Origin of the sequence: Pseudomonas sp. NFIX28 (genome assembly GCF_900107395.1) — a bacterium.
Taxonomy (GTDB): Bacteria; Pseudomonadota; Gammaproteobacteria; order Pseudomonadales; family Pseudomonadaceae; genus Aquipseudomonas.
This window is the reverse complement of sequence record NZ_FNPW01000007.1, coordinates 75,037-92,240: the sequence shown is the minus strand read 5'-3', so window position 1 is coordinate 92,240 and position 17,204 is coordinate 75,037. Positions and strand designations below refer to the sequence as shown.

The window sequence follows — 17,204 nt, the reverse complement described above, 5'->3', positions numbered from 1 at the left end:
GCTCACTGGAGCGGGGCCGGCATCGCCTGTTACCATTCGCCCCTTGTTTGATCTTTGCTTTTCATATTCTTTCCGAGACATGCCATGACCACCGTCCGCACGCGCATCGCGCCATCGCCTACCGGGGATCCCCACGTAGGTACCGCTTATATCGCTTTGTTCAACTACTGCTTCGCCAAGCAGCATGGCGGTGAGTTCATCCTGCGTATCGAGGACACCGATCAACTGCGTTCGACCCGCGAGTCCGAGCAGCAGATTTTCGACGCCTTGCGCTGGTTGGGCATCAACTGGAGCGAAGGCCCGGACGTGGGCGGCCCGCACGGCCCTTACCGGCAGAGCGAGCGTAGCGAGATCTACCAGAAGTACACCCAGCAACTGGTCGACATGGGCCATGCCTTTCCGTGCTTCTGCACCGCCGAAGAGCTGGACCAGATGCGTGCCGAGCAGATGGCCCGTGGCGAGACGCCGCGCTACGACGGTCGTGCGCTGTTGCTGTCCAAGGAAGAAGTCGCGCGGCGCCTGGCCGCTGGCGAGCCGCACGTGATCCGCATGAAAGTGCCGAGCGAGGGCGTCTGCGTGGTGCCGGACATGCTGCGTGGCGATGTCGAGATCCCGTGGGACCGCATGGACATGCAGGTGCTGATGAAGACCGATGGCCTGCCGACCTACTTCCTGGCCAACGTGGTCGACGACCACTTGATGGGCATCACCCACGTATTGCGTGGTGAAGAGTGGCTGCCCTCGGCGCCGAAACTGATTCTGCTCTACGAGTATTTCGGCTGGGAACAGCCGCAGCTGTGCTACATGCCGCTGCTGCGCAACCCGGACAAGAGCAAGCTGTCCAAGCGCAAGAACCCAACCTCCGTGACCTTCTACGAACGCATGGGCTTCATGCCGGAAGCCATGCTCAACTACCTGGGCCGCATGGGCTGGTCGATGCCGGACGAGCGCGAGAAGTTCTCGCTGCAGGAAATGGTCGACAACTTCGACCTGTCGCGCGTCTCTCTGGGCGGACCGATCTTCGACATCGAGAAGCTGTCCTGGCTCAATGGCCAGTGGCTGCGCGACCTGCCGGTGGAAGAATTCGCCAGCCGCGTGCAAACCTGGGCGCTGAACCCCGAATACCTGATGAAGATCGCACCGCACGTGCAGGGTCGGGTGGAAACCTTCAGCCAGATCGCACCGTTGGCCGGGTTCTTCTTCGCCGGTGGCGTGACCCCGGATGCCAAGCTGTTCGAATCGAAGAAGCTTTCGGGCGATCAGGTGCGGCAGTTGATGCAACTGATCCTGTGGAAGCTGGAAAGCCTGCGCCAGTGGGAAAAGGACAGCATCACCGCGACCATCCAGGCCGTGGTCGAATCCCTGGAGCTGAAGCTGCGTGATGCCATGCCGCTGATGTTCGCCGCGATCACCGGCCAGGCCAGTTCGGTCTCGGTGCTCGATGCCATGGAAATCCTTGGGCCGGACCTGACCCGTTTCCGTCTGCGCCAAGCCATCGACTTGCTCGGTGGCGTGTCGAAGAAAGAAAACAAAGAGTGGGAAAAGCTGTTGGGCGCGATCGCCTGATTCAGCCTTCTGATTGGTGGGAGCCGGCATGCTGGCTTCCACGAATCTGCGCAAGAAGTGAAATCGCGACCATGGGTGGAGGGCACAATGGTCCGCGAAAGCCCCGGATTTACGGGGGAGGGCGGTAAGTGATTGTTATGCCGGCAAATTTTTTTAAAAAAAGCTGAAAAAAAATTTGACAGCTTCCCGATACGCCCTTAAGATTCGCCCCGTCCTCACCGACGAGGGGCTATAGCTCAGCTGGGAGAGCGCTTGCATGGCATGCAAGAGGTCGACGGTTCGATCCCGTCTAGCTCCACCAATTTACAGTTCAAGGTCTGGCCACACCGGCCTTGAATCGATCAGTTCTCAGCACTGATCAGTTGTTAGAAGGGTTTGCGTCCCCTTCGTCTAGTGGCCTAGGACACCGCCCTTTCACGGCGGTAACAGGGGTTCGAGTCCCCTAGGGGACGCCAGTTTTACAGAAGCGATGTTGCAAGATGTCGCTCCGCCGCGAGGCGAAAAATCTGGGGCTATAGCTCAGCTGGGAGAGCGCTTGCATGGCATGCAAGAGGTCGACGGTTCGATCCCGTCTAGCTCCACCAATTTTACAGTTCAAGGTCTGGCCACACCGGCCTTGAATCGATCAGCTCTCAGCACTGATCAGTTGTATAGAAGGGTTTGTGTCCCCTTCGTCTAGTGGCCTAGGACACCGCCCTTTCACGGCGGTAACAGGGGTTCGAGTCCCCTAGGGGACGCCACGTTTACCCGCTCTGCGGGATTTTATAAGGGTCATTCAATTATTGAATGGCCCTTTTGTTTGTCTGGCGTTTGGCCAATTCTCTCTTTTCTCTCCCTTCTGTTCTTCTGACCGGCGGTCACACTAACGACTTGCGAAAATTTATTATGAGAATAATATTTTGATCGTAATATTCGGAGGCAACGATGAACGATAAAAAAGCTCAAACCCGCGAACGCATTCTCCAGGCCGCCAGCTCCGCACTGGTGCAGCGTGGCCCGGCCGAGCCGAGCGTGGGCGAGGTGATGGGGGCCGCGGGCCTGACGGTCGGTGGCTTCTATGCGCATTTCGAAAGCAAGGACGCCTTGATGCTGGAAGCGTTCAGCCAATTGCTGGCCCAGCGTCGCAGCCTGATCGCCGATATGGATGCGTCGCTGACGGGTGAAGAGCGGCGAGCGCTGGTGGCGGCCTTTTACCTGTCGCGCAAGCACCGCGATACCACCGAGCAGGCCTGTCCGATTCCCGCATCGGTCGGTGAAATGGGCCGCCTGCCGGACGATTTCCGCAAAGTCCTGAATGAACACATCGAGCTGATGCTGGCTCAGTTGGCTAGCACCCCCGAAGACACCGACAAGGCCCTGGCCGACCTGGCCCTGATGGTGGGTGGCTTGTCCCTGGCCCGGGCGCTGGGAGCCGGTGAGCTGTCGGACCGTTTACTGCGCGCTGCCAAGTCGGCGGTGCTATGACCTGAGGCGCTGGCCTGAGGAGAGAGGCGATGAGCACGTTAAGTTGGGTTCGTGGCGTTAATGGCACATTGGGCTGGGTGGCACCGAAGCTGGTCGCCAGCAAGATGCGACTGGCTTTCATGACGCCGCGCGAGCGGCTGCCGCGTGACTGGGAGCTGCCGCTGCTGGCGCGCTCGGAGCGTATCACCCTGCGTTTCGGGCTTTCGGCGTTGCGCTGGGGCCAAGGGCCGGCGGTGTTGTTGATGCATGGCTGGGAAGGGCGCCCGACGCAGTTCGCCAGCCTGATCAATGCGTTGGTTGATGCCGGCTACAGCGTCGTGGCGCTGGACGGTCCGGCTCACGGACGGTCGCCCGGTCGCGAGGCCAATGTGGTGCTGTTCGCCCGCGCCATGCTTGAGGCTGCTGCGGAGTTGCCGCCGCTGCGCGCGGTCATCGGCCATTCCATGGGAGGCGCCAGTGCCATGCTGGCGGTGCAGCTGGGCTTGCGAACCGAGACCCTGGTCAGTATCGCCGCCCCGGCGCGGATCCTCGGCGTGCTACGCGGTTTTGCCCGTTACGTGCGCCTGCCACCCAAGGCGCGCTCGGCCTTTATCCGCCAGGTGGAGCTGGATGTCGGCATGCGCGCCGCGGCCCTGGATGTCGCGCATTACCAGCTGGATATGCCCGGCTTGATCGTGCATGCCGAAGACGATTGTTTTGTGCCGGTCAAGGAGTCCGAATTGATCCATGACGCCTGGTTCGACAGCCGTTTGCTGCGCCTGAAGGAAGGCGGGCATCAGCGAGTATTGGCCGACCCGCGGCTGATCGAGGGGGTGCTGACGCTGCTGGCCGGTCGCAGCCTGCAAGCGCGCCAATCCGCCTGAGCAATCCGCTACACTGCCCCGGTCGAATAATCTGACCGGGAGTGGGGCATGGGCTGGGATCTGGCAACGCCATTTATCATCGATCTGCAGGTGGGGGCCGAAGACATCGACGGCTTGGGGCATGCCAACAATGCGGTGTATGTCAGCTGGCTCGAGCGTTGCGCCTGGCGTCATTCCCAGCGCCTGGGCCTGGACCTGAGCGAGTACCGCCGCCTGGATCGGGCCATGGCGGTGGTGCGCCACGAGATCGACTACCTGGCGGCCGCCTATGAAGGCGACGAGCTGCAACTGGCGACCTGGATCGTCGATTGGGACCAGCGCCTGAAAATGTCACGGCGTTTCCAGCTGGTGCGTCCGAGCGATGGCACCACCTTGCTGCGGGCCCAGACCACGTTTGTTTGCATCGAGTTGTCCAGCGGCAAGCCCAAGCGCATGCCGGCGGAGTTTCTCGAGGGTTATGGGCCGGCGCTGCAAGGCGCAACCTAAGCCGGTCGGGACGGGCTCGCTCCTGCAGGAGCGAGCCGCTCGGCAACCGTTCCCCTGTTTTCCGCCGAAACCCAGTAAACTGCCGCACGTTTTTTATCGCGTTTTACGTTGAGTGTGATTCATGCAAATTGCTTTGGCGCCCATGGAGGGGTTGGTCGACGACATCCTGCGGGACGTGCTGACCCGTGTCGGCGGTATTGACTGGTGCGTGACCGAGTTCATCCGGGTCAACGACCAGTTGCTCACGCCGGCCTATTTCCACAAGTTCGGCCCTGAGTTGCTGAACGGCGCCCGGACTGCGTCCGGCGTGCCGCTGCGGGTGCAACTGCTGGGTTCCGACCCGGTATGCCTGGCGGAAAACGCCGCGCTGGCCTGTGAGCTCGGCTCCGAAGTCATCGACCTGAACTTCGGTTGCCCGGCCAAGACCGTCAACAAGTCCCGCGGTGGGGCGGTGCTGCTCAAGGAGCCCGAGCTGCTCAACCAGATCGTCGAGCATGTGCGGCGCGCCGTGCCTGCGCATATTCCGGTGACCGCCAAGATGCGTCTCGGTTTCGACAGCCCGGACGGCTCGCTGGTGTGCGCCACGGCGTTGGCCGAAGGCGGCGCGGAACATATCGTGGTGCATGCGCGGACCAAGGTCGACGGCTACAAGCCGCCGGCGCACTGGGAGTGGATTCCCCGGGTGCAGGACGTGGTCAAGGTGCCGGTGTTTGCCAACGGCGACATCTGGAGCGTCGAAGATTGGCGCCGTTGCCGCGAAATCAGCGGTGTGGACGACATCATGCTTGGTCGCGGCCTGGTGTCGCGTCCGGACCTGGCCCGGCAAATCGCCGCCGCGCGCGCCGGGGAGGAGGTGGTCGAGATGACCTGGGTCGAGCTGATGCCGCTGATCCAGGACTTTTGGCTGCAAGCCAAGGCGCAGATGACCGCGCGCCAATCGCCGGGCCGCCTGAAGCAATGGCTGGCGATGCTGACCCGCAATTATCCCGAGGCGGCGGCGTTGTTCAGCGTTCTGCGCCGCGAAACCGAGCCGGATCAAGTCTCGCGTTTGCTGGGCCTGCCGGTGGCCGAAGCGGCCTAAAAAAATCTGCAAAAAATCTCTTGAAATGCAATTGGCGGTCCCTATGTAAGGGTTACGCGATGCCGAATTCGGGTCGCGGAGACAAAAAAACTTGCTGATTATTTTCAGGAGATTTGAATCATGAGTACTGCATTTTCCCTAGCGCCACTGTTCCGTTCCTCGGTGGGTTTCGACCGTTTCAACGACCTGTTCGAAACCGCCCTGCGCAATGAGCCAGGCAGCACCTATCCGCCCTACAACATCGAAAAACACGGTGATGACGAATACCGCATCGTCGTGGCCGCCGCCGGTTTCCAGGAAGAAGACCTGGAGCTGCAAGTCGAGAAGGGCGTGCTGACCATCAGTGGTGGCAAGCGTGACACGAACGAAAACGTCACCTTCCTGCATCAGGGCATTGCCCAGCGTGCATTCAAGCTGTCCTTCCGTCTGGCCGACCACATCGAGATCAAGGCCGCCGGCCTGAGCAACGGTCTGTTGAACATCGACCTGTTGCGAGTGATCCCGGAAGAAGCGAAAGCCAAGCGCATCCCAATCAACGGGACGCAGCAAGCGGCTCTGCAGCATTGATCCATGCGCAGCAACGCAGGCGCTTGATCGAGCGCTGAGCCACCAAATGAAGGCCCCGACTTGTCGGGGCCTTTTTTATGCCCGGCAGAATCATCGTTCACCTTTGCTGCCTGCGATGGTTTCTCTACAATCCGCCGCAGTTTTGCCGACCCCTTCCTTACCGGTCGGCCTGGAGCCTTTTTCATGGACGAGATACAACAGCGCTGGCTGTGGGGTCTTTCTGCGCCGATGGTTGCGCTCAACCCTCGCGCCGAATACGACAACCCCGCGTTCTACTCCAGCCCGGAACCCATCGACATACAAAATGGGTGGGGCATCAATGACCGGCGGCAGTTGCTGGGCATGCTGGAGAAAATGACTGACAACGGTCATGCCCGCCATCTCGACGATGCCTATCGCGCCTGGCAGCGTTGCCTGCCAAGCGAATGGCAGGCCTTGCTCGACACCCTCGAACCTCGCGAGCGCATCCTGCATGAGCTCGCCAGCCGGACCTTTGGCGCTTGCGGCCCGGGCGGGATTCTTTCCTGGGATTACGGGCGCATGGGGTTTCTCTTGCGTTGCGGCGTGCGCAACCGGTGGATCGATCTGAGCGAAAGTCTTTGGTTGCACAGCCGGTTGGCGGTCAGGGCGCAATACCACTACGGCAGCTGGCTCGCCTATTTCAATGGGTTCCTGGTAGGGCGCGCGTTTTGGGCCTGCCTGGGCAACAGCGATGAAGAGCTGGCGTACGAGCTGGATCGGCAAGGGGAAAACCCCCTCAGCCAGAGAATCGCCCGGGGCCTTGCTCAAAACATGCCGGAGTGCCTGGCGGACCTGCCTTGGCGTCTGGAACTGGATATGCCGCAGCGTCCGGCGTCGCTTGAGGAGTTCGCCTGGTCATGAGTTGCTGGATACAGTTGGGGATCGACCCCACCACCGATGAAGCGCTGATTCGCAATGCCTATCGCGCCCGCTTGCCGGAGCATCACCCGGAGACTGATCCCGAAGGCTTCCAGGCACTGCGCCAGGCGTACGAAGCCGCGCTGCGGCTGGTGCGCGACAACGAGCAGGAACTGGAAGAGCCGGAAGCAAGCGAGCCGGAGCCCGCGCAGGCGGTCCTCGATTTTGCTGCGCTGCTGAGCGATCCGGCACGCCGCTTCAACCCGAATGCCTGGCAGGCCTTTATCAAGAGCCTGGATCAACTGCCGCTCGGCGTGCTTGACGACCTGCGCTGGGAATTGTTCTGGCGGATGGCCAATGCCGGGCCGCTTTCCTACCGTTGCGCGAGCCTGCTGGCCCTGCGCATGGCCTGGGAGGATCAATTGCTGGAGCTGGATTTCGACCAGGCGCGCCACGTAGAGGCTTATCTGGAACGGATCAAGGCCCCGGACCCTTTTGACACGACGCTGATGGCTGGCTGGTCAGAGCCGGCGCAGACGGAAACCCTGTGGTATGCGCGCAGCCTTGACTTCATCTTCGAGCAGCGGCCGCTTCACGAATACGAAAGCTTCGTCAGCCAGCACACTTGCCTGCCGCTGCCGAACGATGCGGCCTTCATCAAGCGCCTGCTGGTGCAGTTCACCCAGGTGGGCATCGGTGCGGAGGCGTTGCTGCAGTTGTGCATCGAGCAGCAGCGCCAAGCGCCGGACGATGTGGACTGGCTTTACTTGCTGGCGTGCCAGAACAGCCTGCTGGGGCTCGACGACCAGGCCATGCCTTGCTGGGTCAGGCTTTGGCAGGAGCATCGCCACCCCAAGGCCGAAAGCCAATTGCTGGCGTTGTGCGCCAAGCGTCAGCCGGACTTTTTGCCGCTGCTGATCCAGGCGTTTGATCGCCTGCAGGATTTCAGCGCCTGGTCCGCCGATCTCGCCCATGTCAGCCAGGAGTACGGCAGCCCTTCACAACGCCCCGAGACGCTGATCCGCTGGGTTGGCATTGGCCAGTTCGAACGCCAGGGGCTGGCGCAGGCCTTTATCGAATGGCGGATGAGCGGCGATGAGTTGCCCTTGCTGGCACAGCTGCTTGGCCAGCACAGCGACAGCCGGTTGCTGCGCCTGTACCGCCATGCCTGGGCCTTGCACCGTGGCGCGGCAGAATTGTTGCAGCAGGTGCTGGACGAGCCGCAGCCGCTGGATGCCCTTGAAGGCCTGGTGATGAGCGGGTTCAAGGACCAGGCCAGGCAGCACCTGCGCTGGTTGGCCCGGGCGCCGATTCCCTTGGCGATGAACGCCTTGATCGCCGAGGGGGCCGCTTCGGTGCCGCTGGCCAGCGCGCTGACAAGCGGGGAGCCGCACACGATTTGCCGCGTGTGGCTGCGCCGGTTGCGTCCTTACAGCCACGCCGGCCTGGAGCGCATCGCCGAGTCGTTCCAATTGAGCGATACCGACGCCGAGAGCGATGTGTCGGAACTGAACATACTGTTTCAACTCAGCCAGCGCGGCGTGGTATTGCCGCCCGTGGGGGCGGGAGAGGCGGTGTGGCAGTGGCATGCCCAGACGCTATTCCTGCTGGCCTTGCTGGAGCAGCCGGAACGCTGGTGGTCCTTGCTCGACGCGCAGTGTCTGCAGCGCCTGGCGCTCAACCCGGACCATCCGCTGAGCCGGTTACAGCCGCAGCTTGGCCAGTTGGAGCGCGAGCAGGGCGAACTTGTCGGCCTGTTCGGCGGGCTGCAATTAGCGGACCCGGTGCATGCCTTGCTCGACCGGCAATTGCTTGGCATCCAGCAAGCGCTTGGCAGTGCGCATTTGTTGAGCAATGAGCACTTGTTCGAATGCATGAGCAGCGACTTGCACGCCTTCGCCGACGATTTGCTCGGGCGCATGCTCTTGAGTGGCGTGCTGTATCACGACCCGCTGCTCGATGCGCAGCAGCGTCGGTATCTGCTCGACAAGATTACCGAGATCAGCAACCCCCAGGACTGGTTCGACGGTTTCCGCCACGGCTTGATCAAGGGCGAGCCGCCACGGCCGCCGCAGCAGGCCCTGGTGGAAGACGAAGGAATCGACAGTGCGGCCTTTTACCTGGCCCTCGATGCGCTCAAGGGGCTGGTGCGTTACGGCAGTGCCGGTGTGCCGCGGCAGAAAATGCTGCTGCGCATGCAACGGGCCAAGGACAACCCTGAAAACGGCTTGGGCCTGAGGTTTGCCTTCAGTGCGCTGCTGTCCTGGAGCGAGCGCCTGCTGCTGGCCAAGGGCGATAGCCGTCCGACACCCGCCACGGCGTTCTGGCGCCTGGACACGCGGTTGGGGCGCGGGGCGTTCTTCTGGCAAGTGCTGGGGGCTGTGCTGGCCACCCCGCTGGCCGCGCTAATCAGCGGCACGTCGCTGTCCGCAATCGCCGTGTCATTGCTGGGCACGGTGTTTTTGCTCGGGGCCATTCTTCGCCGTCTGCATGACCTGGGGCGTGGCATCCCGACCTTGTTGGTGCTGGGCTGTCTGTCGGTGTTCTTGCCGTTTCTGTCGCTGATCCTGTTCGCCTTTCCTGGCGACAAGCTGCCCAATCGCTATGGCGTGCCGCCGGACGGCGCGGGTGAAAATGCGCTCGCCGGCGGTTTGCAGGCCACCTTGCGGCGGCTCGACGGCTAGAGGCGCAACTGGTCCAGCGCCTTGTTCAACTGGGCCCGGTGGCTGGCAATCTCTGCCGGCTGCTGGCTGCCGAGCACGGTGCTGAAGGTGTCCAGCCAGTCGGCGATGCGCTCGCGCTCGTCGCCCAGGCTTTGCATCCATGCCCGTTCCAGGCGTGCCAGCAGGGTGCGGTTGGGCAGGGCGTCGCGAGGATGGATTTTCAGGGCGGTCAGCCGCTCATGGCTGGCCTGCCGGGACGCTGCATCGAGGCCGGTGGGGCTGCGATCGATGCTGTGGCTATGGCGTTCGCCGCTGGCCAGCAGGGTCACGTCGACTTCCAGCAGGCCATTGATGTCATAGCTGAAGCGCACGTCCAGGGACTGGATCTGCTCGCTGGGCGTCAGGGGCACGTCGAAGGCGTCGATGAAAATATTGTCCTTCACCCAAGGCCGCTCGCCCTGGTACACCTCGATGCGGATAAACGCCTGATGCGGATGTGTGGTGTAGAACTGCTGCACCCGTGACGTCGGGATCACCGTGTTGCGTTCGATGATGGGCGAAAAAGCCCCGCTGACATGTTCGCCGCGGCGGGTGGAAATCCCCAGGGTGTAGGGGCAGACATCCGTCAGGATCAGTTCTTCGATGGCCCCGTCCCGGGCCTTGCAGGCCGCCTGGGTGGCGGCGCCCAGTGCGACGATGGTGTCCGGGTCGAGGTGGCGGTAGGGCAGGCGGCCGAACAGCGTGGCGACCATTTGCTGCACCGCCGGCATCCGGGTGGCGCCGCCCACCAGCACCAGGCTGTCGAGGTCGCGAGGCTTGAGGCGGGCGTCGCGCAGGGCTTGTTCGATGGGCGCCCGCAAGCGGGCCAGCAGCGGCTCCCAGATTTTCAGCGCCAAGGCTTCGTCCAGCGTCCATTCATAGGGCTGCTCGCCCTGGCGCCAGCTCAGCGTCTGCGGGCCTTCGGCGAGCTTGCACTTGAGCTGTTCCAGGGCATCGCCCAGGCTGGCCATGCCCTGGGCGTCGATTTGCGCCGAGGTCAGTTGCCAGTCCTTGAGGCAGGCCTGCAACAGGGCGTCGGTGAAGTCTTCGCCGCCCAGGAAGTTGTCGCCCGTGGAGGCGTGCACTTCAATCAGCGGCAGCGCGTATTCCAGCACCGTGACGTCGAAAGTGCCGCCGCCCAGGTCGAAGATCAGCGTGCGTTCGAACTTTTGTTCGTGCAGCCCGTAGGCCATGGCCGCGGCGGTTGGCTCGTTGATCAGCCGCGACACCGTCAGGCCTGCCAGTTCGGCAGCGAACAGCGTGCGCTTGCGTTGTTCGTCGCTGAAATAGGCCGGTACCGAAATCACCGCTTCCTGCACCGGATGGCCGAGAAAGGCTTCGGCATCCTGCTTGAGCGAGGCGATCACCAGCGCCGAAAGTTCTTCCGGGCTGAACAAGCGGCTCCCCAGTTCGAGGCGCTTGTCGCTGCCCATGAAGCGCTTGAAGGCCGCGGCCGTGCGTTCCGGGTGGGTCGTCAGGCGGGCTCGCGCGGCCTTGCCCACCAGGATGCTGTCGTCTTCATCGAGGCTGACCACCGATGGGGTAAGGACGTCGCCAAGGGCGTTGGGGATCAATTGGGCGTGGCCGTCCTGCCAGACGGCGATCAGGCTGTTGGTGGTGCCAAGGTCAATGCCCAGCAGCGCCGGGCGGGGGAGGGTTGCATCCTGCATGATCGATCTCGTGGTGCGTCGCAAAAAACGCGACCCTACAGGTTGCGCGAAACACTGGCAATTGCTGCCCCGTTGATCTGCCAGGCCGGCGATTGCATGTCGTCCGCTCACGCCAGCAGGGTTTTCAAACCCTCCAGCGGCAGCGGCCGACTGTGCAGGTAGCCCTGATACAGATGGCAGCCCAGGCCTTGCAGGAACTCGAGCTGCTCCACGGTTTCCACGCCTTCGGCGATCACCTTCAGGTCCAGGCTGCGGGCCATGGCGACGATGGCGCGAACGATCTCGGCATCGTTGGGGTCTTGGGTCGCATCGCGGACGAAGGACTGGTCGATCTTCAGCGCATCCACCGGCAAGCGCTTGAGGTAGGTCAGCGACGAATAGCCGGTGCCGAAATCGTCCATGGCGAAACTCACGCCGAGTTTCTTCAGGCGGCGCATCTTGCCGATGGTGTCGTCCAGGTTCTGGATCACGATGCCTTCGGTGATCTCCAGCTTCAGCAACGAAGACGGCAATTGGTAGTGGCTCAGGCTGCGCTCTATGCGTTCGACGAAGTCGTTCTGGCGGAACTGCCGTGGGCTGATGTTCACGCACAGGCTGAAGTTCAGCGGGTCCACCAGGCCTTCGGCGATCAGTTGGCTGAAGGCCTGGCAGGCTTCGTCGAGAATCCAGGTGCCGACCTCGAGGATCAGGCCGCTGTCTTCCAGGACCTTGATGAACTCGGTGGGCGATTGCGCCCCCAGTTCGGGGTGGTGCCAGCGCACCAGGGCCTCGGCGCCGACGATGCGGTTGTCGCGGGCGTCGACCTGGGGCTGGAAGTGCAGGCTGAACTCGCCGCGGGACAGGGCCAGGCGCAGGTCGGTTTCCATGCGCATGCGCTCGCTGGCGGCTTTCTGCATGGTGTTGTGGAACATCTGCGTGGTGTTGCGCCCGGAATCCTTGGCCCGGTACAGGGCGATATCGGCGCGCTTGAGCAAGTCGGTGGGGGTCGAGCCGTGATCGGGAATCAGCGCCACGCCGATGCTCGGGGTCACTTGCAGGCGCTGGCCGTCGAGGAACATCGGTTCGGACAGCAGGTCGCGCAGGGTATCGGCCAGCTCTCGCACCTGCTCGCTGACTTCGCTGCGGCTGCCTTCCAGGCCGCTGAGCAGGACCACGAACTCGTCGCCGCCCAGGCGCGCGACGGTGTCTTCCATGCGCACGCTGGCTTCGAGGCGGGCGGTGACGATCTTCAGCACGGTGTCGCCCACCGGGTGACCGAGGGAGTCGTTGATGTGCTTGAAATGGTCCAGGTCGAGAAACAGCAAGGCGCCGCGCAGGTTGTGGCGCTTGAGCAGGGCGATCTGCTGGCTCAGACGATCCATCAGCAAGGCGCGGTTGGGCAGGTTGGTCAGCGGGTCGTGGTATGCCAGGTGGCGAATCTGCGCCTGGGCGTTTTTCAGCAGGCTGACATCGCGTGCGGTAAGCAGCAGGCACGCGGTTTCGTTGAGGGTAATGGGCTCGACCGAGACCTCGACCGTCAGGATGTCTCCGCGCTTGTTGCGGCCGAGCATTTCCAGGTGGTTGACCCGGCCCTTGATCTGCAGCTCGGCGAGCAGGATCGAACGCTGTTTTTCCTCGGCCCAGATGCCGACCTGATACACGGTGCGGCCGATCACTTCTTCGGCGCGGTAACCGGTGAGCCGGCAGAAACCGTCGTTGACTTCCAGATAGCGCCCGGTATCGCGCTCGGTGATGGTGATGGCGTCGGGGCTGGAGTGGAACGCCTTGGCGAATTTCTCTTCGCTGGCCTTGAGCGCAGCCTCGGAGCGCTGTTGCTGGGTAATGTCGCGCAGCGTGGTGACGATGCACGGCTGCTTGTCGACGGTGATCTGCCGGCTGGAAATGATGCAAGTCAGGAGCTGCCCGTCCTTGTGCCGGACCACCACCGCTACGTTGTTCAGTGCCTGTTCGCGGATCACCTGCTCGACCCGTTGCAGGCGCTGGGCGGAATCGTCCCACAGGCCGATCTCGTCGGCGCTGCGCTCGAGCACTTCCTCGACGGTCCAGCCGAAGGTCTGGGTGAAGCTGGAGTTGATTTCGATGAACTGCCCGGTTTCCTGGAGCGTGACGCAAATCGGGTCCGGGCTGACCTGGAACAGGCTGGCGAATTTTTCTTCGGAGGTGATCAGGCGCTGCTCGCGCTCGACCTGCTCGGTAATGTCCAGCAAGGTCCCGGCCATGCGCAGCGGGTTGCCCTGCTCGTCGCGATAGAGGCGCGCACGGCTTTCCAAAAAGCGCGACGAGCCGTCGGCCAGCTGCACGCGGTAGGTCAGCTGATAATTGCCGGCCGGCCCTTCGCGCAGGCTGCGGTAGGCGTTGCGCATGCTGTCGCGTTCTTCGTCGGGCACGCCTTCGAAAAACGCATCGAACGATTCGTGAAACGGCATCGGTTCCAGGCCGTGCAGTTGTGCGGCGCGAGCCGAGCCGTAGAGCATGCCGCTGGGAATGTGCCAGTCCCAGGTACCGAGCTGAGCCGAGTCCAGCGCCAGGTCGAGGCGTTCCTGGCTGTCCTTGAGGGCCTGTTCGGCGAGCTTGCGTTCGCTGGTATCGAGAAAGGTGCTGAGCAGATAAGCCTGGCCTTCCAGCTCGACTTTCTGGGCGCTGAGAATGCCGTCGTGGATCTGCCCGTTGCTGGCGCGCAGTTGCACTTCGAGGCTGGCGGCCTGGCCTCGCTTTTGTACTGCCTTGACCAGCTGTGCGCGTTGTTCAGGGTCGACCCACAGGCCCAGTTCGAGGGTGGTGCGGCCAATCACATGCTGCACCGGCCAGCCGAAGAGAATCTCGAAGTATTGGTTGGCTTCGCTGATCAGGCCGTCTTCCAGGCGGGTCAGCAGCACCATGTTCGGGCACAGGTGAAACAGCGTGGCAAAGCGTTTTTCCGAGCTGCTGAGGGCCTGTTCCCGCTGACGTTGGTGGGTGATTTCACGAATCACCCCGATCATTCGGGGCTTGCCGTGTTTGTCCGGCAGCACGCTGCCATTGATTTCCAGCCAGTGCAGGCTGCCGTCGGGCCAGCGGATGCGGTGATGCATCGCCTGTTCCAGCGGCGCGCCGGCCAGCACCGAATGGAAAGCGCGAATGGTCTTGGCCCGATCTTCCTCGGGCAGCAGGTCGAGGTATTCGAGATCTTTGGGCAGCGGCTGGCGCGGATCGAAGCCAAACAACGCCTGGGTGCCCCGTGACCAGCTGATTTGCCCGCTTTCGATGTCCCAGTACCAGGCGCCCAGACGTGCCCCATTGAGTGCGGCAAGCAGCTGCGGGGCGCTCTCCCAGCTTTGCTCCGACTGTTTGGGGTCGAGCGCATGAATGCGCGGCATGGGCGGTATACGGTCAGCGGGTTTTGGCATGAGCAGCGGGCCTTGGGCTGAAAAGAGCGTTGGGCGCGGCGTTCAGGCGATCAAGGGGGTGGCATAAGTCATGCCCGGGCTCTTATGCCTGGGTCCCTGGCAGGTCGACTTGTGCATCCAGTAAGGCCATGAAAGCCCGCGCGGCATTCGACAGCGTCCGTTCGGTATGCAGGATATAGCCTAGCTGGCGAGTGAGCTGTATGCCCGGTAAAGGAATGCGCGCCACCTGATCGTCGAGCATGGTGCGGGGCAAGACGCTCCAGGCCAGGCCGATGGACACCATCATCTTGATGGTTTCCAGATAGTTAGTGCTCATGGCGATGTTCGGCGTCAGGCCCTGGGCCTCGAACAGGCGCTGGACAATATGGTGTGTAAATGTGTTGCCGCCGGGAAAAACCGCCGGATGCAGGGCAATATCGGCCAGGCTGACCGTGCCGTTGCTCACCAGCGGGTGTTCGGGGGCGGCGACGAAGTCCAATGGGTCGTTCCACACCGGCGTGGCCTTGACCAGCGCATGGGGCTCGGGGGCCAGGGTGATTACCGCCAGTTCGGCGCGACCGTGGAGGATTTCTTCGTAGGCCACTTCCGAGTCGAGAAACTGGATGTCCAGGGCCACTTCCGGGTAGCGCCGGGTAAAGGCGCGCAGCAGGGGCGGCAGGCGGTGCAGGCCGATATGGTGACTGGTGGCCAGGGTCAGGCGGCCGCTGACCTCGCCGGTCAGGTTGGTCAGCGCCCGGCGGGTATCGTCCAGCACATTGAGGATCTGATAGGCCCGGGGCAGCAGGGCGCGGCCGGCCTCGGTCAAGCCCACTTCGCGGCCCAGGCGGTCGAACAGCCGGACATTGAGTTGCTGTTCAAGGCCGGCGATGCGCTTGCTGATGGCCGGTTGGGTCAGGTGCAGGCGCTCGCCGGCCCCGGAGAAGCTGCCGGTCTCGGCAATTGCGATAAAGGCATTGAGGTTGGCCAGGTCCATGGTCGTATTCCAGTCGGTTATCCAAAGTATAAAAAATATGAATTTGAGTTATTTAATGTAACGCCATAGCATCAGCCTCACAAGCCAAGGGGTTATTGACCGCTACCCGCCATGACCCGCGGCATAGAAAATGATGAGGAACCGTCTGATGGCCGGCAAAACGCTCTACGACAAGCTCTGGGATTCGCATTTGGTCAAGCAGCGCGACGATGGCTCGGCGCTGATCTATATCGATCGTCACATCATCCACGAAGTGACCTCGCCGCAAGCCTTCGAAGGCCTGCGCCTGGCCGGGCGCAAGCCTTGGCGCATCGATGCCAACATCGCGACCCCGGACCACAACGTACCGACCACGCCTGAGCGCAAGGGCGGCATCAGCGCCATCGCCGACCAGGTCTCGCGTTTGCAGGTCCAGACCCTCGATAACAACTGTGACGAATACGGCATCGTCGAATTCAAGATGAACGACGTCCGCCAGGGCATCGTCCACGTCATCGGCCCGGAGCAGGGCGCCACCTTGCCGGGCATGACCGTGGTCTGCGGCGACTCGCACACATCGACCCACGGTGCCTTTGGCGCCCTGGCGCATGGCATCGGCACCTCCGAGGTCGAGCACGTGCTCGCTACCCAGTGCCTGGTGGCCAAGAAAATGAAAAACATGCTGGTTCGCGTCGAGGGCACGTTGCCGTTCGGCGTGACTGCCAAGGACATCGTCCTGGCCGTGATCGGCAAGATCGGCACCGCCGGCGGTAACGGCCATGCCATCGAATTCGCCGGCAGCGCGATTCGCGACCTGTCCGTCGAAGGCCGCATGACCATCTGCAACATGTCCATCGAAGCCGGCGCCCGCGTGGGCCTGGTGGCGGCGGACGAAAAAACCGTGGAATACGTCAAGGGTCGCCCGTTCGCCCCTAAAGGCGCGGAATGGGACCTCGCCGTCGAAGCCTGGAAAGACCTGGTGTCCGACGCCGACGCCAAGTTCGACACCGTGGTCGAGCTCGACGCGGCACAGATCAAGCCGCAGGTCAGCTGGGGCACTTCGCCGGAGATGGTCCTGGCCGTCGATCAGAACGTGCCGGACCCGGCCAAGGAAATGGACCTGGTCAAGCGCGACTCCATCGTCCGTGCCTTGAAATACATGGGCTTGACCGCCAACCAGGCGATCACCGATATCCAGCTGGACCGGGTGTTCATCGGTTCCTGCACCAACTCGCGGATCGAAGACCTGCGTGCCGCGGCGGTCATCGCCAAGGGTCGCAAGGTGGCCTCGACCATCAAGCAGGCGATCGTGGTGCCGGGCTCGGGCCTGGTGAAGGCCCAGGCGGAGTCGGAAGGCCTGGACAAGATCTTCCTCGAGGCCGGTTTCGAATGGCGCGAGCCGGGTTGCTCGATGTGCCTGGCGATGAACCCGGACCGTTTGGAGTCGGGCGAGCATTGCGCCTCGACCTCGAACCGCAACTTCGAAGGTCGTCAGGGTGCCGGTGGCCGTACTCACCTGGTCAGCCCGGCCATGGCCGCGGCCGCCGCCGTCAGCGGTCGTTTCGTCGACGTCCGTGAATTGATCTAA

12 protein-coding genes and 4 tRNA genes are annotated in these 17,204 nt (G+C 62.8%); 13 read left to right on the top strand and 3 right to left on the bottom strand.

Translation table 11 applies throughout. From position 1 onward, the window contains the following. Positions 1-84: 84 nt before the first annotated feature. The 12 genes from gltX to BLV20_RS15290 all read left to right on the top strand — a co-directional run bounded on the left by gltX (position 85) and on the right by BLV20_RS15290 (position 9,590). The gene (gltX, locus tag BLV20_RS15345; RefSeq protein WP_007922014.1) at positions 85-1,566 is read left to right on the top strand and encodes a glutamate--tRNA ligase; all 1,482 of its coding nucleotides are present in this window, start codon (positions 85-87) and stop codon (positions 1,564-1,566) included. A gap of 225 nt (positions 1,567-1,791) precedes the next feature. Further along, positions 1,792-1,867, top strand: a tRNA-Ala gene (locus BLV20_RS15340). A gap of 78 nt (positions 1,868-1,945) precedes the next feature. Continuing rightward, positions 1,946-2,021 (top strand) — tRNA-Glu (locus tag BLV20_RS15335). Between the two features lie 53 nt (positions 2,022-2,074). Continuing rightward, positions 2,075-2,150 (top strand) — tRNA-Ala (locus BLV20_RS15330). Positions 2,151-2,230: 80 nt separating this feature from the next. Beyond that, positions 2,231-2,306 (top strand) — tRNA-Glu (locus tag BLV20_RS15325). Between the two features lie 184 nt (positions 2,307-2,490). After that, the gene (locus BLV20_RS15320) at positions 2,491-3,030 is read left to right on the top strand and encodes a TetR/AcrR family transcriptional regulator (protein ID WP_092302814.1); all 540 of its coding nucleotides are present in this window, start codon (positions 2,491-2,493) and stop codon (positions 3,028-3,030) included. A 29-nt stretch (positions 3,031-3,059) separates the two neighbouring features. After that, the gene (locus BLV20_RS15315; protein WP_092302812.1) at positions 3,060-3,893 is read left to right on the top strand and encodes an alpha/beta fold hydrolase; all 834 of its coding nucleotides are present in this window, start codon (positions 3,060-3,062) and stop codon (positions 3,891-3,893) included. A 48-nt stretch (positions 3,894-3,941) separates the two neighbouring features. After that, on the top strand, positions 3,942-4,379 hold the full coding sequence (locus BLV20_RS15310) for an acyl-CoA thioesterase (RefSeq protein WP_092302810.1): 438 nt from the start codon (positions 3,942-3,944) through the stop codon (positions 4,377-4,379). Positions 4,380-4,500: 121 nt separating this feature from the next. Then, positions 4,501-5,460, top strand: a complete 960-nt coding sequence (locus tag BLV20_RS15305; RefSeq protein ID WP_092302808.1) for a tRNA dihydrouridine synthase — start codon at positions 4,501-4,503, stop codon at positions 5,458-5,460. A 120-nt stretch (positions 5,461-5,580) separates the two neighbouring features. Next, a complete protein-coding gene (locus BLV20_RS15300; protein ID WP_092302806.1) occupies positions 5,581-6,027 on the top strand; it encodes an Hsp20 family protein in 447 nt (148 codons plus the stop codon). A gap of 183 nt (positions 6,028-6,210) precedes the next feature. Further along, on the top strand, positions 6,211-6,909 hold the full coding sequence (locus tag BLV20_RS15295) for a DUF1266 domain-containing protein (RefSeq protein WP_092302804.1): 699 nt from the start codon (positions 6,211-6,213) through the stop codon (positions 6,907-6,909). Next, a complete protein-coding gene (locus tag BLV20_RS15290; RefSeq protein WP_092302802.1) occupies positions 6,906-9,590 on the top strand; it encodes a DUF805 domain-containing protein in 2,685 nt (894 codons plus the stop codon). The genes BLV20_RS15295 and BLV20_RS15290 overlap by 4 nt, the downstream gene beginning before the upstream one ends. On the opposite strand, the gene BLV20_RS15285 is transcribed toward BLV20_RS15290, so the two are convergent. The 3 genes from BLV20_RS15285 to BLV20_RS15275 all read right to left on the bottom strand — a co-directional run bounded on the left by BLV20_RS15285 (position 9,587) and on the right by BLV20_RS15275 (position 15,637). Then, on the bottom strand, positions 9,587-11,278 hold the full coding sequence (locus BLV20_RS15285; protein WP_092302800.1) for a molecular chaperone HscC: 1,692 nt from the start codon (positions 11,276-11,278) through the stop codon (positions 9,587-9,589). The genes BLV20_RS15290 and BLV20_RS15285 overlap by 4 nt on opposite strands. 107 nt (positions 11,279-11,385) lie before the next feature. Beyond that, the gene (locus BLV20_RS15280) at positions 11,386-14,664 is read right to left on the bottom strand and encodes a sensor domain-containing protein (protein WP_092302798.1); all 3,279 of its coding nucleotides are present in this window, start codon (positions 14,662-14,664) and stop codon (positions 11,386-11,388) included. Positions 14,665-14,746: 82 nt separating this feature from the next. After that, complete coding sequence (locus BLV20_RS15275; RefSeq protein ID WP_092302796.1) at positions 14,747-15,637, bottom strand: LysR family transcriptional regulator; 891 nt, start codon at positions 15,635-15,637, stop codon at positions 14,747-14,749. A 148-nt stretch (positions 15,638-15,785) separates the two neighbouring features. Between BLV20_RS15275 and leuC the strand changes: the two genes are divergently transcribed. Continuing rightward, complete coding sequence (leuC, locus tag BLV20_RS15270) at positions 15,786-17,204, top strand: 3-isopropylmalate dehydratase large subunit (RefSeq protein ID WP_092302794.1); 1,419 nt, start codon at positions 15,786-15,788, stop codon at positions 17,202-17,204.